Source organism: Streptomyces panacea, from assembly GCF_040560175.1.
Lineage (GTDB): Bacteria > Actinomycetota > Actinomycetes > Streptomycetales > Streptomycetaceae > Streptomyces > Streptomyces panacea.
Genome location: NZ_JARJHW010000009.1, coordinates 34,447 through 51,647, shown reverse-complemented (window position 1 = coordinate 51,647; position 17,201 = coordinate 34,447). Strand labels below are relative to the sequence as shown.

The 17,201-nt window shown below is 70.7% G+C and carries 12 protein-coding genes; 6 read left to right on the top strand and 6 right to left on the bottom strand.

The features are described from left to right. Positions 1–74: 74 nt before the first annotated feature. From P3L51_RS04305 to cynS, 3 genes are all read left to right on the top strand, one after another. Positions 75–980 (top strand): alpha/beta fold hydrolase, encoded by a 906-nt coding sequence (locus P3L51_RS04305; protein WP_354603682.1) that lies wholly within the window; start codon positions 75–77, stop codon positions 978–980. Further along, complete coding sequence (locus tag P3L51_RS04300; protein ID WP_354603681.1) at positions 977–1,441, top strand: hypothetical protein; 465 nt, start codon at positions 977–979, stop codon at positions 1,439–1,441. The genes P3L51_RS04305 and P3L51_RS04300 overlap by 4 nt, the downstream gene beginning before the upstream one ends. Positions 1,442–1,563: 122 nt before the next feature. After that, entirely contained in the window at positions 1,564–2,007 is a 444-nt protein-coding gene (gene cynS / locus P3L51_RS04295) for a cyanase (RefSeq protein ID WP_354603680.1), read from the top strand. A 67-nt stretch (positions 2,008–2,074) separates the two neighbouring features. Here the strand turns inward: cynS and P3L51_RS04290 are convergent, their stop codons facing one another. Further along, positions 2,075–3,232: an ROK family protein gene (locus P3L51_RS04290; RefSeq protein WP_354603706.1), complete on the bottom strand. Its 1,158-nt coding sequence runs from the start codon at positions 3,230–3,232 to the stop codon at positions 2,075–2,077. A gap of 264 nt (positions 3,233–3,496) precedes the next feature. Here P3L51_RS04290 and P3L51_RS04285 point away from each other — a divergent pair, with 264 nt between their 5' ends. Further along, positions 3,497–5,665, top strand: coding sequence for an alpha-galactosidase (locus tag P3L51_RS04285; protein WP_354603679.1), 2,169 nt, complete (start codon positions 3,497–3,499; stop codon positions 5,663–5,665). Positions 5,666–5,707: 42 nt separating this feature from the next. Beyond that, on the top strand, positions 5,708–7,435 hold the full coding sequence (locus P3L51_RS04280) for a glycoside hydrolase family 13 protein (RefSeq protein ID WP_354603678.1): 1,728 nt from the start codon (positions 5,708–5,710) through the stop codon (positions 7,433–7,435). Here the strand turns inward: P3L51_RS04280 and P3L51_RS04275 are convergent. From P3L51_RS04275 to P3L51_RS04255, 5 genes are all read right to left on the bottom strand, one after another. Then, entirely contained in the window at positions 7,427–8,080 is a 654-nt protein-coding gene (locus tag P3L51_RS04275; RefSeq protein ID WP_354603677.1) for a GntR family transcriptional regulator, read from the bottom strand. The two genes, P3L51_RS04280 and P3L51_RS04275, sit on opposite strands and share 9 nt — an antisense overlap. Before the next feature lie 185 nt (positions 8,081–8,265). Beyond that, entirely contained in the window at positions 8,266–9,993 is a 1,728-nt protein-coding gene (locus P3L51_RS04270; RefSeq protein WP_354603676.1) for a ThuA domain-containing protein, read from the bottom strand. Between the two features lie 20 nt (positions 9,994–10,013). Then, on the bottom strand, positions 10,014–12,893 hold the full coding sequence (locus P3L51_RS04265) for a carbohydrate-binding protein (protein ID WP_354603675.1): 2,880 nt from the start codon (positions 12,891–12,893) through the stop codon (positions 10,014–10,016). Positions 12,894–13,875: 982 nt separating this feature from the next. Beyond that, positions 13,876–14,079: a hypothetical protein gene (locus tag P3L51_RS04260; protein WP_354603674.1), complete on the bottom strand. Its 204-nt coding sequence runs from the start codon at positions 14,077–14,079 to the stop codon at positions 13,876–13,878. 27 nt (positions 14,080–14,106) lie between these two features. After that, entirely contained in the window at positions 14,107–16,485 is a 2,379-nt protein-coding gene (locus tag P3L51_RS04255) for an AbfB domain-containing protein (protein ID WP_435594369.1), read from the bottom strand. Positions 16,486–16,700: 215 nt separating this feature from the next. Here P3L51_RS04255 and P3L51_RS04250 point away from each other — a divergent pair, with 215 nt between their 5' ends. Continuing rightward, complete coding sequence (locus P3L51_RS04250; RefSeq protein ID WP_354603672.1) at positions 16,701–17,015, top strand: nuclear transport factor 2 family protein; 315 nt, start codon at positions 16,701–16,703, stop codon at positions 17,013–17,015. The last annotated feature ends 186 nt before the right edge of the window (positions 17,016–17,201 follow it).

Below are 17,201 nucleotides of genomic sequence, written 5' to 3'. Positions count from 1 at the left end.
GAGATATTGCACCACATAGCATCGAGAAGGCAAGCGGGACGGCACGGGTCGAGCACCGGACGAGGGACGCGGACATGAGCACCACGACGCTTTACGACATCACCGTCGCCTACGACGACAAGGGCGGGGGCGAGGGTGCGGGCGAGGGCGGCGGTGACGTTCTGGTCCTCGTACACGGCCACCCCTTCGACCGCTCCATGTGGCGGCCCCAGATCGAGACGTTCGCGGGCCCACGGCAGCGGGTGATCGCCGCCGATCTGCGCGGCTACGGCGGGAGCACCGTCATACCCGGCAGGACGACGCTCACCACCTTCGCGTGGGACATCGCGGCACTGCTCGACCGGCTGGGCGTCGAACGCGTGGTTCTGGGCGGGCTCTCCATGGGCGGTCAGATCGTCCTGGAGTTCTACCGGCTCTTCCCGGAGCGGGTCCGGGCCCTGGTGCTGGCCGACACCTTCGCCGCCGGCGAGACGGAGCCGGGCAAGCTGGCACGCAACGCGATGGCGGACCGGCTGCTGCGGGAGGGCATGGGGCCGTACGCGGAGGAGGTGCTGACCAGGATGATGGCGCCGCACAACGTCGAGGCCCTGCCCGCGGTGGCCGGGCACGTACGGGACATGATGCGCGGCGCGCCGCCCGAGGGCGCGGCGGCGGCGCTGCGGGGCCGGGCCGAACGGCCCGACTACGTCGGCATGTTGGGGCGGGTGGCGGTGCCCGCGCTCGTCGTGGTCGGCAGCGAGGACGCGTACACGCCGGTCGCCGACGCGCGGGTGATGAGCGAGGGGATACCCGGCGCGACGCTCGCGGTGATCGAGGGCGCCGGGCACCTGCCCAACCTGGAACGGCGGGCGGAGTTCGACGGGGTGCTCGGTGCATTCCTCGACTCCCTGCCGCCCATTACCTCCGGGGTAATCGACCGGGACCGCGTCTTGGAGAACCATCAGGGAGGTCAAGCCGCTTCCCCGAGGAGAAACCCATGAGTTCGTCGGATTCGTTCGGTGTCCCCGCCCCGTCGCTGACGGCCGCGTCCGCCGATTCCACCGCCGTACGCGGTGACACCGGCCTGTTGCGCCTGGCGCTGCGGCTCGACGCCGTCGCCACCGGCGCCGTGGGGGCCGCCGCGCTGATCGGCTGCGCCGCGCTGGACTCGGCGCTGGGCCTGCCGGTCGCGTTCCTCGCCGGGATCGGTGCGTTCCTGGTGCTCTACGCGCTCTTCGTGGCATGGGTCGGTTCCGCGCGGGCCCCGCGTCGCGTGGCGGTACGGGCGGTGATCGGCGCCAACTTGGCGTGGTTCGCGCTCAGCGTCGTGACGGCCGCCGCCGGATGGCTCGACCCGACCGGGCCGGGCACGGCACTGATCGTGGTCCAGGCGGCGGCGGTACTGGGATTCGCCGATCTCCAGTTCTACGGGCTGCGCAAGGCGCGCAAGTCGCTGTCCTGAAGGGGCCTTTGGCAAGTCTCCGCGTCCGCACCGTCTCGGAGACGGGCCGTACCCCTTCCGTCTCGCCTCTCCTATGCTTTGGCCGCGTGCTACCAGGCCGCAGTCCGGGAATGGAGATGCACATGCTGAGCAAGCACGAAGCCTCCGAGGCCGTCCGCCAGGCCAAGGTGAAGACCGGGATCACCTGGGCCCAACTCGCCGAAGCGGTGGGCAAACCGCTCGCCTGGACCACGGCCGCGCTCCTCGGCCAGCACCCGATGGGCAAGGACGAGGCCGCCACCGCCGCCGCGCTTCTCGAACTCGGAGACGACGTCGCTCTCGCCTTCCAACTCCAGCCGTCGCGCGGTGCGTTGGACGCCGCCGTGCCGGTCGACCCGACGATCTACCGGCTGTACGAAGTCGTCCAGGTCTACGGTCCGACCATCAAGGAACTGATCCACGAGCAGTGCGGCGACGGCATCATGAGCGCCATCAACTTCCGCCTCGATGTCCGGCGCGTCCCCGACCCGGCCGGTGACCGCGTGGTCATCACGCTCGACGGAAAGTACCTCCCGTACCAGTGGTGACGGCCCCCTACGCCGGTGTCCGGGCGCGCGAGTCGGCGTCCGGGCGTCGTGCGCCCGGCGCGATCTGTCAGACACGGCCCAGTACATACGCCTGGATGGCTGTCACCGCCGCGCCGCGCGCCCACAGGGCGAAGTCCACCGGCCGTACGTCGAGCGAGACGGTCGCCGCGCGCGGATCCCGGTCGTACGCCAGGCCCTCGCGCAGCGCCTCGCGGGCCACCTCCGCGAGCCGCGCGCCCTCGCCGGTCAGAACGATCTCCGTGGTGAGGGTGAGGTTCGCGACGGCGGCGATCAGACGTCCCAGCGCCCGCCCCGAGGCCATGACCAGCGGCCCGGCCACCGGGTCGGCGGACGCCGCCAGATCGAGGCACTCGTCGTACGAGACGTCCCGCCGCAGTCCCACCGACGCGGCGGCGCGCAGCGAGGCCATCGACAGCATGGCGGTGGCGCAGCCGCGGTGCCCCCGCGGGCAGAGCGGTCCCAGGGGATCCAGCGGAAAGTGTCCGAGCAGGCCGACGCCCGCGTCCGGGCTGTCCACGACGCGGTCGTGCACGACGAGCCCGTAGCCGATGCCCGCCCCGACGGTGAGGACCGCGAACCGGTCATGGCCTCGTGCGGCGCCGAACCAGTGCTCGGCGCGGGTGAGCGCGAGCAGGTCGTTGTCGACGGCGGCGGGCACCCCGAGCGCGTCGGAGAGCACGGCCCCCAGCGGAACGTCGTCGTCCCACCCCAGGAACGGCGCTCGGGTGACCGTCGCGTGGTCGACCACGCTGCCGCCGAGGCTGACGCCGACGGCGGTGATGTGCCGTGATTCCGGGGCGAGTTCGGCGACGAGTTCGGCCGTGAGCGCGCGCAGGACGGCGACGACCGAGGCCGGGTCGCGTCCCGGCAGGTCCGCCCGCGCGCAGGCGACGACCTCGGCGCGGAGCGTGGTCAGTACGGCGTGCACGTCCTCGTGGGTGATCTTGGCCCCGATGAAGTGGTGCGCGTCGGCGACGATGTCGAGTGGACGGGTGGGGCGGCCGGCGCGCGACTCGTGGCCGGTACTGCCCGACTCGACGAGGAGCCCGCTGTCCAGGAGCGGCTTCGCCAGCCGGGTGAGGCTGCCGGCGGACAGGTCGAGCCGGCGGGCGAGTTCACTGCGGGGCAGGGGTCCACGCAGCAGCACTTCCAGGGCGACGGCGTGCGCGGCCCCGGAGAGCGGGGTCCACGGCGCTGGTGTCACGGACAAGGGACGGCCTTCCGCGAGGAGCCCGGCGCGTCCGGCGCGTGCGGGCAACTGGGTCCGGTCCATCCTGCCAGCTCACCTCATTTACTTCCACGCCGGAAGCAAACATGCCGCGAGGGACGCGTTCTCGCCATATCGACGGCATCCGATCCACCTGTTGACGAGCAAGTGACGAGCTATTGACGGGCCAAAACTTCCACCCCGAAACTAACCTGAGACGGCGGACGGCCTGAGAGACGACGGACGACCCGAGGAGCCCGTATGCGCACCGGTCACTCCCGTGACTACCTCCACCTCCGCACCGCGGGTACGAGCCTGGTCCTCGACTGCACCGGCGTCCGACTGCCCCGGGTGCTCCACTGGGGCGACGACCTGGGGGACATCGACCGAACCGGGCTCGCCGACCTGGCCACCGCGAGCGCCGCCCGGCAGATGTCCAACACCCTCGATCTGCCGGTGCCGCTCTCCCTCCTGCCGGAGCACTCGGCGGGCTGGCTCGGTACACCGGGCCTCACCGGCCACCGCGACGGCGCCGACTTCTCCACCGCCTTCACCGTCCGCTCGATCCGTACCGTCCGCACACCCGACCTCCCCCAGGCGCACCAACTCACCGTCGACGCCGTGGACGAACACGCCCGGCTCGCACTGGTGCTGGAGATCGAGCTGACCGCCTCCGGGCTCGTACGGCAGCGCGCCACCGTCACCAACCGCGACACCGGCGCGCGCCCGTACGTCCTCGACGGGCTGCTGCTCGCTCTGCCCGTGCCCGCCCACGCCACCGAGATCCTCGACCTCACCGGCCGCCATCTGCGCGAACGGAGCCCGCAGCGCCACGAGTTCACGCTCGGTACGCATCTGCGGGAGAACCGCCGGGGCCGGACGGGCACCGACGCGACGCTGCTGCATCTCGCGGGCGAGCGCGGCTTCGGTTTCCGTACGGGCGAGGTCTGGGGTCTGCACGTGGCGTGGAGCGGCAACCACCGCACCCTCGCCGAACGCACCCCCTCCGGTGTGTCCCTGCTCGGTGCCGGGGAGACCCTGCTCGCGGGTGAAGTCCCCCTGGCGGGCGGCGAGTCGTACACGAGCCCGTGGATCGTCGGGTCGTACGGTCACGGGCTCGACGAACTGGCCGGGCGCTTCCACCGGCATCTGCGTGCCAGGACCGGGCACCCGCACCGGCCCCGGCCGGTCACCCTCAACACCTGGGAGGCCGTCTACTTCCAGCAGGACCTCGGCACGCTCACCGCCCTGGCGGACGCCGCCGCCGAGGTGGGCGCCGAGCGTTTCGTCCTGGACGACGGATGGTTCAAGGGACGGCGGCACGACCGCGCCGGGCTCGGCGACTGGTATGTGGACGAGACCGTCTGGCCCGAGGGGCTGCGCCCGCTGGTCGACCATGTCCGTTCGCTGGGAATGGAGTTCGGGCTGTGGGTCGAGCCCGAGATGGTCAATCCCGACTCCGACCTGGCCCGCGCTCACCCCGAGTGGATCCTGGCGACGGGCGGGCGCCTCCCGCCGGAGTCCCGGCGGCAGCAGGTGCTCGACCTCGGCCACGCCGGGGCGTACACCTATCTGCTGGAGCGCCTCGACGCGCTGGTCGGCGAGTACGGCATCGACTATCTCAAGTGGGACCACAACCGGGATCTCGTGGAGGCCGGGCACAGCCCGACGGGCGCGGCCGGGGTCCACGTACAGACGGCGGCCGCGTACCGGCTCCTGGACGAACTGCGCGCCCGGCACCCCGGGTTGGAGATCGAGTCCTGCTCCTCCGGTGGTGGCAGGATCGACCTCGGCATCCTGGAACGCACCGATCGCGTCTGGACGAGCGACTGCATCGACGCACTCGAACGGCAGCGGATCCAGCGCTGGACAGGGCTGTTGCTGCCACCCGAACTCCTCGGTGCCCACGTCGGCTCACCCGTCGCGCACACCACCGGGCGTGCCCACACCCTCGACTTCCGGGCCGGGACCGCCCTGTTCGGGCACTTCGGCATCGAGTGGGACCTCACCGCCGCCGACCCCGACGAGCGCGCCCGGCTGGCCGAGTGGGTCGCCGCGCACAAGGAGCTTCGGCCGCTGCTGCACTCCGGCACGGTCGTCCACGGCGACCATCCCGATCCGGCGCTGTGGGTGCACGGCGTGGTGGCGGCCGACCGTTCGCGCGCGCTGTACGCCCTGGTCCAGACGGCGACGAGCGTGACATCTCCGGCGGGCCCGGTACGGCTGCCCGGACTCGACGCGGACGCCCGCTACCGGATACGGCCCCACCGGCCCGGCGACCGGACCGAAGGACCCCACCGGCCCGACCCGCTCTGGTGGGAGCGCGCGGAAGGGGTGGAGCTGACCGGCCGGACGCTGGCCGTCGCCGGGGTGCGGGCCCCGACGCTCCACCCGGAACGTCTCGTGCTGGTGGAGGCGTACAGGCTCTGACCGCCGTCCCACGAACACCGAACGCGAGCGAGGTTCAGGCACGTGAGCACCGACTCCCCCTCCCCCGAGACCTGGTGGAAGTCCGCGGTCGTCTACCAGATCTATCCGCGCAGCTTCGCCGACTCCGACGGGGACGGCGTGGGCGACCTGCGCGGCATCATCGACCGGCTGGACCATCTCGCCGATCTCGGTGTCGACGTCCTGTGGCTGTCGCCGGTGTACCCGTCCCCACAGGACGACAACGGCTACGACATCAGCGACTACCAGGACATCGATCCCGCCTTCGGCACGCTCGCGGACTTCGACGACCTGCTCGCCGCCATCCACGCGCGCTCCATGAAGCTGGTCATGGACCTCGTCGTCAATCACACCTCCGACGAGCACCCGTGGTTCACCGAGTCCCGGCGGGGGCCGGACAGCTCCCGGCGCGACTGGTACTGGTGGCGGCCCGCACGGGACGGCGCGGCCCCCGGCGCCCCGGGCGCCGAGCCCAACAACTGGCGCTCCTTCTTCTCCGGCCCCGCCTGGGAGTACGACGAGCCTGCCGGCGCGTACTACCTGCATCTCTTCTCCCGCAAGCAGCCCGACCTCAACTGGGAGAATCCCGAGGTCCGCGGGGCGGTCCACCGGATGATGAACTGGTGGCTCGACCGGGGCGTGGACGGCTTCCGGATGGATGTCATCAACCTCATCTCGAAGGACCCCGCCCTCCCCGACCGCACCCACCACGGCGCGGGCCCCCGGATCCACGAATTCCTCCAGGAGATGCACCGCGAGGTCTTCGCCGGGCGCCCCGAACGGCTGCTCACCGTCGGCGAGATGCCGGGCGTCACCGTCGAGGAGGCCAGACTCTTCACCGATCCGGCACGCGCCGAGGTGGACATGGTCTTCCAGTTCGAGCATGTCGGACTCGACCACGGCGACGGCAAGTTCGACGTACGGCCGCTGAACCTGCTCGATCTGAAGGCGTCGCTCGGCCGCTGGCAGGACGGTCTCGGCGAAGCCGGCTGGAACAGCCTCTACTGGAACAACCACGACCAGCCGCGCGTCGTCTCCCGCTTCGGCGACGACGGGCCCGGCCACCGGGTCAGGTCCGCGACGATGCTGGCCACCGTCCTGCATCTGCACCGCGGTACGCCGTACGTCTACCAGGGCGAGGAACTGGGCATGACCAACGCCCCGTTCGCCTCCATCGACGACTTCCGCGACATCGAGTCGCTCAACCACTACGCGGAGGCGGTCGGCCGGGGCGCCGACCCGGCGCGCGTCCTGGCGGGTCTGCGGGCCATGGGGCGCGACAACGCCCGTACGCCGATGCAATGGGACGCCTCCCCGCACGCCGGATTCACCACCGGCACCCCCTGGATCCCGGTGAACCCGAACCACACCGGGATCAACGCGGAAGCGGCGTACGGCGATCCGTCGTCCGTCTTCCACCACTACCGGCGGCTGATCGCGCTGCGGCACTCCGAACCGGCCGTGGCGCACGGTGACTTCACGATGCTGCTGCCGGACGACCCGCGTGTGTACGCCTTCACGCGGCGGCTGGTGGCGGCGGACGGTACGGCGACCGAGCTGCTGGTCCTCGGCAACTTCACGGGCGACGCGGCCGAGGTCGAACTGCCGGACGACGGCTGGCGGGACGCCGAACTGCTGATCGGCAATGTCCCCGACCCCGGGCCGCCGGTCACCGCGCTCACGCTCGCGCCCTGGGAGGCACGGGTCCACCGGCGTCACCGGGCCGACGGGCTTCCGCTCGCCTCAGTGTGACGGCTGCCCGGCCTCCTCGGGGAAGGCGCGGTGTACGAACGAGGCGATGTGGTGGTGGAGGGCGTCCCCGGCGGCCTTCGCGTCCCCGGCGACCGCGAGCCGCAGGATGTCGCGGTGCTCGGCCGCCTCGCGTTCCCAGGTCGGGACGGACGCCCACGCCACGGTGGACACGAGGGCGGCCTGGTCGCGGATCTCGTCCAGCAGCCGGGCGAGCAGCGGGTTGCCGCAGGGCAGATAGAGTGCCCGGTGGAAGTCGCGGTTGGCGAGCGACCTGTCCGCCCGGTCCGCCGCCGACTCGGCCCGGTCCAGGGCGTCCTGGGCCTCGTCGAGCCGGGCCTCACGGCTCACCGAGCGGCGCAGCGCCTCCGGTTCGAGCAGCAGGCGGACGTCGTACACCTCGCGCGCCATGGCCGCGTCGACATGCCGTACGACGGCACCCTTGTACTGGCTCATGACGACGAGCCCGGTACCGGCGAGGGTCTTGAGCGCTTCACGTACGGGCGTCTTGGACACGCCGAACTGGGCGGCGAGTTCGGCCTCGACCAGCGCCTGTCCCGGCCGGAGCCGCCCCGTGAGGATGGCGTGCTTGACCGCCTCCAGGACGTACTGGGTGCGGGACGGTATCGGAGTCGGCGTGAAGGTCATGTGTCTCATATATGACGTATGAAGTACGACGCGTCAACGCCATTGACGGAAGAGATACACAAAAATGAGCCGGCCCCGGGGACGGGTCCCCGGGGCCGACTCGGCCGTCCTGTACGTCACTTACGGCCTGTCAGTCACACGCCACGAGCCGGAGCCGCGTGGCGCGTGGCGCGTGGCGCGAGGCGCTATCTGCCGATCGTGAAGGTGTCGATGTCGAACAGCGAACCGGCGCCGCCGGTGAAGCTGAGGAACAGCGGCCCGGTCGGCGTGCCCGTCAGCGTGGTGGACACATTCTGGAAGGTCTCCCAGCCACCGGTGTTCGGCACCGCGACCGTGCCGACGACCGGTCCGGTCGCCGAGCCCGAGCGGATCTGGACGGTGCCTCCCGCGCCGGCCGACGAGACCTTCGCGGCGAAGGTCTTCGCTCCGTCGAGTGACGCCCCCGAGTAGCCCGCCCAGTCGCCGTTCTCGATGTAGCCGAGGGTCCGGCCGCCGCTCGCCGGAGCGTGGTCGGCGGCCTGGACGCCCTGCCCCGAGGTGTAGGACTCCCCTTCGTAGGTGGTCGAATGGGGCGGTGTGGTGCCGCCCAGCTCCTTGATCCTGATGTTGCGGAAGGACACGTCGTCACCGGTGCCGTGGTTCTGGATCCCGATGTGCCCCTGCTGGAGGGAGCGCACCGGGTCGGTGTTGGTGAAGTCGTTGATCCGTACGCCGTTGAGGAAGACCTGGAGCCGCTCCCCCTCCACTCGGATCTCGTACGCGTTCCAACTCCCCGGCGGATTGAGGGCGTTGTCGCGCGCCGCGATGTCCGCCGCCTTGAAGCCGTAGACGGACCCGGTGGTCCGGTCGGCCGCGTCGGTGGAGTCGATCTGGATCTCGTAGCCCTGGTTCACCGACGTGTTGACGTCGTCGGAGGCCGGGAAGCCTACGAACACACCGGAGTTGTCGTCCCCGGCCATGCGCCAGTCCAGCTTGAGGGAGTACGAGGCGTACTCCTTCGCGCGGTACCAGTACAGACCCATGCCGCCCTGCGCGTTCAGGGTGGCGTCGGTGTTGGTGAAGCTGCCCGGTCCGGCCTGGGACCAGCCGGTGGTCGAGCCGTTGTAGAGCGTCGTGTAGCCGGTCTCCGCACGGCAGTCGGCCTTGGCGAAGCCCGCCGCGTACCGGATGCCGCCGAGCAGCAGCGAGCGGAACGCGGGGTCGGCGTACGACTCCTGGATGTGGCCGAGCCCGGTGTAGAAGGAGCGGCCGTTGCCCTGCGGATGGCACCAGGTGATCGGGTGGTCGCCGCTCATCTCGCCGCCGCTGTAGCTGGATTCGTCCAGGCTCTGGAGGACGCGGACCTGCGGGCGGGGATTGGTGCGGTAGTTGTACCACTCGTCGGTACGGGACCAGGTCTGGCCCAGGTGCGAGGTGGCCGCGTGCGACCGGTCCTCGTTCTTCACCGTGGCCCGCTGGATCGCCGGGTGGCTCTTGAACCAGGCGCCGACGAGCTGCTGGTACTGCGGCCACTCGTACTCGGTGTCGGCCGCCGCGTGGATGCCGAAGTAGCCGCCGCCACCGTCCACGTACCCCTGGAGCGCGGACTGCTGACTGGCGTTCAGGACGTCGCCGGTGGTGGAGAGGAAGACGACGGCCTTGAAGCCGGCCAGGTTCGACGCGGTGAAGGCGTTGCTGTCCTCGGTGGCGGTGACGGTGAAGTTGTTGGCCGTGCCGAGGTCGCGGATGGTCTGGGTGCCGACCGGGATGGAGTCGTGACGGAAGCCCGCCGTCTTGGAGAAGACGAGGACCTTGTAGGCGGGATCGGCGGCCTGGGCCGCGGTGGCCGGTGCCAGGAGTGAGGCGGCGAGGCCGAGGGTGAGGGCGAAGGCCGCCGCGGCGGTCTTCGGCAGGGCACGGAGCTGACGGAGCATCACTGTCTCCTTGACTCGCGTCACTTGGTGAGAGTGAGGGTGTCGATGTCGAAGAGCGAGCCGGCCCCACCGGTGAAGGTGAGGAACAGCGCCCCGGACGATCCGGTACCGGTCAGCGCGGTGGAGACGTTCTGGAACGTCTCCCAGCCACCGGTGTTGGGTACGGCGACGGTGCCGAGGACGGCGCCGGTCGCCGAGCCCGAGCGGATCGTGACGGTGCCGCCGGCGCCGGCCGAGGAGACCTTCGCGGAGAAGGTCTTGGTCCCGGCCGTCGGAACGGAGGCGTAGCCCGCCCAGTCGCCGTTCTCGATGTAGCCGAGCGTCTTGCCGCCGCTCGCCGGAGCGTGGTCGGCCGCCTGGACGCCCAGCCCCGAGCTGAACGACTCGCCCTCGACGGTCTGGCTGGAGCCGCTGCTGCCGGTGGCGAAGGTGAAGGCGTCGATGTCGAAGAGGTTGCCCTGGCCGGTCACGCCCTTGAAGACGAGGAACAACTCGGTTGTCGCGGCGGGGGCGTTGGTGAGATTCGCCGACACGTCGACGAAGTTCTCCCAGCCGCCGGTGGGTGCCACGGCCACCGTGCCGAGCAGCGTGCCGGTCGCGGATCCGGCCCGTACCTCCAGGCTGCCACCGACGCCGCCGGACGCGACGCGGGCGGTGATCCTGTTGGCGTTGGCCAGGTTGTACGGCTTGAAGGAGATCCAGTCGTTGTTGTCGGTGAAGCCGACGGTGCTGCCGCCCTCGGCGTTGGCGTGCGCGGCGACCTGGATGCCGGACTGCGCGCCGAAGTGCTCGCCCTGCCGGTGGCGGGGCTGGAGGATGCTGGCGCTGTGCGTGGTCAGTCCGGCGCCGTCGGTGTACTCGGCGTCGAAGACCCCGTAGATGTTGGCCGCGCTGTCGTGCTCGCCGTCGGCGGGCACGTTGAGGTTGCCCGAGCAGCCGGTGGCCTGGGTGATCTGGTGCCGGTGCTCGTCGTGGCCGAGCAGATAGGTGACCTTGACCTTGGAGCAGTCGATGGTCCCGTCCTCCGGGTCGCTGACGGTGACCTGGAAGGGCACGGTGTCACCGAAGGAGAACAGCTGACCGTCCTTGGGGGTCTGGAGTGTCACGGTCGGAGCGGTGTTGCCCGCGGTGACGACCAGGCTCGCCGTGCCGGTCAGACCTTCCGGGTCCCGCACCGTGAGCGTCGGCCGGAAGGTGCCGTTGGTGGTGTACGTGTGGCTCGGGTTGGCGGCCGTGGAGGTGGTGCCGTCGCCGAAGTTCCACGAGTACGTCAGGGCCTTGCCCTCGGGGTCGGAGCTGCCGGCCGAGGAGAACGCGACGGTCAGCGGGGTGGGGCCGGACACCTTGTCCGCGGCGGCCTTGGCGACCGGGTTGCGGTTGGCGGCGCCGACGTACTCGACGCGGTACAGGGCCTGGTTGTTGCCGCCGGTGCCGTAGTCCAGGACGTACAGCGCGCCGTCGGGGCCGAACGCCTGGTCCATGACCTGCGTACCGGTCCACGGGAATGCCTCGATGATGCCCGGGGTGCCGTCGGCCTTGACCTCGATGGCCTTGATCCACTTGCGGCCGTACTCACCGGCGAAGAAGCGGCCGTCGAGCGACTGCGGGAACTTCACGTTGGAGTTGAGGTTGGCGTCGTAGCGGTAGACGGGACCGCCCATGGGCGACTCGGAGCCGCCGCCGAACTCGGGCGGGGTGCCCGCGTCACCGCCGTACTTGATCCAGCTCGACTTGGCGGCGGGCAGGGTCGGCAGGCCGGTGTTGCGGAAGGAGTTGTTCGTGGGCGCGGCGCAGTTGTACTTCGCCGCGGAGGGGCCGCTCGGGAAGGTGTACTCGCTGTACGTCTCGTTGGCCGTGTTCGTGCCGGTGCAGTACGGCCAGCCGTAGTTGCCCGGTCCGGTGATGCGGTTGAACTCGACCTGCCCGCTGGGGCCTCGGCTCGCGTTGGTGACGCCCGCGTCGGGGCCGTAGTCGCCGAGGTAGACGATGCCGGTGGCCTTGTCGACGGACATCCGGAACGGGTTGCGGAAGCCCATCGCGTAGATCTCGGGGCGGGTTCGCGCGGTACCGGCCGCGAACAGGTTGCCGGAGGGCACGGTGTAACCGCCGGCCGCGGTCGGCTTGATGCGGAGCACCTTGCCGCGCAGGTCGTTGGTGTTGCCCGAGGAGCGCTGCGCGTCGAACTGCGGGTTGCGGTCGGTGCGTTCGTCGATCGGCGAGTAGCCGGACGACTCGAACGGGTTCGTGTCGTCGCCCGTCGTCAGGTAGAGGTTCCCGGCCGCGTCGAAGTCGATGTCACCGCCGACGTGGCAGCACTGGCCACGGTCGTTGGGGACTTCGAGCACGACCTTCTCGCTGGCCAGGTCGAGCGTGTTGTCGGCCTTGAGCGTGAAGCGCGAGAGGTTGAGATGGCCCTTCCACGCCTCGAACGCCGCGGCGTTGCCCGTGACGGGCGCGTCGCCGCCCGGCGTGCTGAGCTTGGGCGAGTAGTACAGGTACAGATACCGGTTGCTCTGGAAGTTCGGGTCGGCGGCTATCCCCTGGAGGCCCTCCTCGTCATGGGTGTAGACGTCCAGCTTGCCTGCCGACTTGGTGTTGCCCGCGGCGTCCGTGTAGCGGACCGTGCCGTCCCTCGCCGTGTGCACGACGGCGCGGTCGGGCAGGACGGCGAGTGACATCGCCTCACCCAACTCAGCCGAACCGAGCGCGAGTTGTACCTGCTGGTAGTCGCCTGCCGGGATGGCGGCGGGTGCTGCGGGTGCCTCTTCGTGGCCGGGGTGACCGGGATGGGCGGCGGCGGTGGGAACGCTGATCGCGCCGCCACTCACCACCAGCCCCAGTACCGCGAGCCACCTCAGCCACTTCTGTCTCGGGCGCGGCCGTCCAGAGAGTCCTGACATCGAGCTTCCTTCCATACCTGATCGGGGGAAGAGAGACAGGCGGAAGCGCGGGCGAGCGCGCCACCGTGTCTCACTCAGGGAGGAACCTGCCGCCCGGGCGATGTCCCGTCACCCGGGGAGCAGCCGTACTGGTCCGTGCAAGGGCTTGCGATACGGCACCGAACATTCGCGGGAAACCCGCGAGAGTTTTGCATGCTGGCAACGGGCCTCTAATTTGTCAAGGGTCTATCCAAATTGCCTTGACCTGCCGCTGGATCGCTACGCTGCGAGCGGCGCCCCGGCGGAAGAATCGCGGCCGTTGACGCTCACACAGGATTGCGTTCGCACACTGAACAAATGCCGCAGTCGCGGCACGCGACGGAGAGACGAGGGCGGTCCCGCAGGAGAACCCCCGCGGCTTCGAGGGGGGCGATACACCCCACGATGTGCCGCTCAGCCCCCGTGATCTCACGGTCCGCGGAGACCAGGATCTGGCCATCGGCCGGAACGTGGTCGGGGACGCGTACGACGGGGGGATTCACCATGAGCCGCGACACGACCGCCGACATGACCACGAGGACGGGCGCCCGGACGGGTGCCCGGACCACGGCCGGACGTCGGACCGGGAGCGTCGGCGGCGGGCACACCCGCAGAGGCGCCGTCGCCCTCGCGATGCCGGCCCGCGCTGATCGCCGCGGCCGGCCCCGTCGCCGCGGCCCAGGACGCCCGGCCCGGCGCCGTACAGCGCCAACCGGGCCTGCTGGTCGAGCGGGACGGGGTGCCCGGCGCACTCGCGAACGTCAACGGACGGACGTACACAGCCCGGGACGGCGGAGGCGGGGACGGGCCGGCCGATGGTCGGCGCGGACGCGCGCTTCCGAACTGGCCAACGACACCAAGGCGTTCACCGCCACCGCCGTGATGCGGCTGGTGGCCGAGGGCACCCGGCCTGCCGGTGGACGGCGCCACTTTGCGGACACGCCCTGGGGCCCGTGCGCGGGGCCTACTGGTCGGGCCCGCCGGACGTCTTCTCCAGGCGCACCAGGTCGTGCGGGGTGATGCCCGAGGCCGCCGAGACGTCCTCGACGGCCTCGCCGCGACGTACGGCGAGGACCGCCTCGATCTCCACATCGGCGCGAGCGGCGTCGACGGCCGCCTCGGCATCACGCAGTCGCTGTACGGCCAGTTCGAGTTGAGGCAGATCCATGACCGGAATGCTCGCACACCCCCACCGTCAGGGCGCCCACGGGCCGTCGACCGACCAGGTCGTGTCCTCGGTGAACGAGGCCGGGTTGTCCCAGGCACGGGGACCGCCCCGAGTCGCCATCCACACCTCCGAGTTGATGTGCCGCAGAGAGCCGCCGGCCATGTTGTACGCCGCGAGCCGCACTCCCCCGGCGGCGGGCAGCGCGCAGAACGTGGCGTCGGCCCGGAAGAGCGCGGAGCCGTCACCCGCCTCCTTGTAGACGCGGAAGTCGCGGTGCCGCAGGTACTGGCCGGGATAGTTGCGGGACTCGAAGGAGTAGCAGCCGCTGCCCGCGAGGCCGGGGACGATCTTCCAGGTGGCGTCGTTCTTCAGCAGGCTGTCGCTGTTCGCGTCGACGGGCGCGGTGAACGCGAGCCCGTCCTGATGACGCAGGTACTTGCCGGTGTGACCGGGCGTCGTCACCCGCAGCGACTTGTTCTGGCCGGTGGGCAGAGTGACCGGTGGGGGCGGGTTGCGTGAGGCGTCGACGAGGGCGAGGTTGGCGGCCCTGACCCGGGCCGCGTCGACCTTGACCACCTGCCGGTCGTACGTCAGCAGGCCGTTGGCCTCGTTCTCGACGTCGGTGATCTCGGTGTAGACGGACGCGGACAGACCGCTGGGCATCTGGTTCTCGCGGATGGTGTCGATGAGCCCGACGAAGCGGTTGTTCAGCGCGGCGACGCTCGCCTGGTCCTCGTAGCTGAAGCCGCCGCCGGGATACCACTCGTGTCCCGGCACCTTCCAGCCCAGCCCGCCGAACTCGCCGAGCACGGCCGCGCGAGTGGCCGTCGGCGTCGTGGTGCCGGGCCCGACGTAGACGTGGTTGTCGATGACGTCACCGTTGCCGCCGTCGACGGAGCCGCAGCAGTTGACACCGCTCATGTTGTTGACGAGGCGGGAGGGATCGTACGCCTTGACCTCGTCGGCGATCCGGGCCTGGTCGTACTGGCCCCAGCCCTCGTTCTGGTTCACCCACATGACCAGGGACGGCGAGCTGCGGTGCTGGTCGATGATCCGGTCGTACTCCGCCTCCCACTGCACGCGCGCGGCGCTGTCCGGAGTCCGGGTGTCCATCGCGGGCATGTCCTGCCACACCAGCAGACCGAGCCGGTCGGCCCAGTAGAACCAGCGCTGCGGCTCCACCTTGATGTGTTTGCGGACCATGTTGAAGCCCAGGTCCTTGTGCTTCTGGAGGTCGTGGCGCAGCGCCTCGTCGCTGGGGGCCGTGTAGATGCCGTCCGGCCAGTAGCCCTGGTCGAGCGTGCCGGTCTGGAAGACGAACTTGCCGTTGAGGAGCGGGCGTTGGACGCCGCCGACCTTGCCTACGGAGATGGAGCGCATCCCTGCGTAGCTGCCGACCGAGTCGACGGTCGTGCCGCCTGTGCCCGACAGCAGGTCGGCCTTGATGTCGTACAGGAACGGATCCTCGGGGGTCCACAGGTGGGGGTTCGCGACAGCCACCGAGAACTGGCTGTTCACGGATCCCGTCCCGGTGGCCACGGTCGTACCGCCGGAGGAGACCGTCACTCTCGCGGTCTGGCCGGCGAGGCCGGCGCCCCGGACGGTGACCTTCAGCGTGTTGTCGGAGAGGCTCGGCACCATGTCGAGCCGGGTGATGTGGGCGGACGCGGTGGGCTCCAGCCAGACGGTCTGCCAGATGCCGGACGCGGCCGTGTAGAAGATGCCTCCGCCGGGATGCGGCGTCACGTCGCTGATCCGCTGTTTGCCGACCGCCTGGCCGCCGGTCTGGGACGGGTCGAAGACGGAGACGACGACGGTGTTGGTGCCCGAGGTCAGCAGCGGCGTGATGTCGTAGGTGAACGCGTCGAAGCCGCCGCTGTGGGCCGCGCCGGCCTGCCGGCCGTTGACCCAGACCGTGGTCTGCCAGTCACTGGCGCCGAAGTTCAGCTGGACGCTGCGGCCGTTCCAGTTCGTGGGCACGGTGAAGTTCCGCTTGTACCAGAGCTTGTCGCTCTGGGTGATCCTGCGCTGGATGCCGGAGAGGGCCGACTCGGCGGCGAACGGGACCCTGATCTGCTCGGGGAAGGCGGCGGGCTGCCCGGCGTTCGCGCCGGTGACCGCGAAGTCCCAGATGCCGTTCAGATTGAGCCAGTCGGGGCGTGTGAGCTGGGGGCGCGGGTACTCCGGCAGCGGGTTGTCGACCGGGACCTGGTTCGTCCACGGGGTGGTCATCGGGGACGGCTTGGGCTGCCAGGCGGCGGCCTTCGCCTCGGCGGGGCCGCCGGCGACCACCAGGCTCGCGCACAGGAGCAGCAGGGCGCCGAGCCAGGCGGTGGCGCGGTCGCGGGGGCGGTTGCGGTCGCGGTCGCGGTTTCGAGCGGGGGTGGGGGTGGGGGTGGGGCGCAGCAGCGAGGCGTACGAGGCATGCATGGTCGGTTGCCCTCCTCGGTCATCGGGTGAGGACGGTGCTGGTTCGGGCCCGTAGGCATCTTTTACATCGTTGGAGGAGGGCTGTACACCCTCCCCGCACGGGCCGATTCCGCCGGGCTGCGCGGCGGCACGACAGGCGTGATGATGGCACTGCCCGCAGCACCGAAGGCCGGCCACAAGGAGGACCACCCATGAGTGTCATCCCCGAGGACCCGGCGGTCGCCGCGTTCGTCTCGGCGATCAACGGCGGGAACAGGGATGCCTTCTTCGCCGTCCTCGCCCCGGACGCCACGATGTCCGACGACGGAAGCGACCGTGACCTCGCGGGCTGGGTGGACAAGGAGATCTTCTCCGCCGACGGCCGGATGGACGTGGAGACCGCCTCCGACGAGGGCCGCGCCCTGACGGCGACGTTCACCAACGCGACGTGGGGCGCCATGCGGACGCGCTGGGCGTTCACCGTCACGGACGGCCGTATCGCCCGCTTCGAGACGGGGCAGGCGTAGCGGGGGGGGAGCCCTCCAGGCGGTGGCGCGACAGTTCTCAGCCTCAACCTCAACCGGGGCCGCTGTCACAGTCGCCGTCGCCGTCACGGTCAAGCGGATCGATGACTCCGGGGAGACTTCCGAGTCATCACTGGCAGCGGGGTCGCGCCGTCCCCGATCCGTGAAGAGGAGGAGACCGACGCGCCG

Excerpts from the sequence above, each read along its gene's own strand:
- P3L51_RS04305 (WP_354603682.1), top strand. The coding sequence starts at position 75 with ATGAGCACCACGACGCTTTACGACATCACCGTCGCCTACGACGACAAG.
- P3L51_RS04300 (WP_354603681.1), top strand. The coding sequence starts at position 977 with ATGAGTTCGTCGGATTCGTTCGGTGTCCCCGCCCCGTCGCTGACGGCC.
- cynS (WP_354603680.1), top strand. The coding sequence starts at position 1,564 with ATGCTGAGCAAGCACGAAGCCTCCGAGGCCGTCCGCCAGGCCAAGGTG.
- P3L51_RS04285 (WP_354603679.1), top strand. The coding sequence starts at position 3,497 with ATGCGCACCGGTCACTCCCGTGACTACCTCCACCTCCGCACCGCGGGT.
- P3L51_RS04275 (WP_354603677.1), bottom strand. The coding sequence starts at position 8,080 with ATGACCTTCACGCCGACTCCGATACCGTCCCGCACCCAGTACGTCCTG.
- P3L51_RS04270 (WP_354603676.1), bottom strand. The coding sequence starts at position 9,993 with ATGCTCCGTCAGCTCCGTGCCCTGCCGAAGACCGCCGCGGCGGCCTTC.
- P3L51_RS04265 (WP_354603675.1), bottom strand. The coding sequence starts at position 12,893 with ATGTCAGGACTCTCTGGACGGCCGCGCCCGAGACAGAAGTGGCTGAGG.
- P3L51_RS04260 (WP_354603674.1), bottom strand. The coding sequence starts at position 14,079 with ATGGATCTGCCTCAACTCGAACTGGCCGTACAGCGACTGCGTGATGCC.
- P3L51_RS04250 (WP_354603672.1), top strand. The coding sequence starts at position 16,701 with ATGAGTGTCATCCCCGAGGACCCGGCGGTCGCCGCGTTCGTCTCGGCG.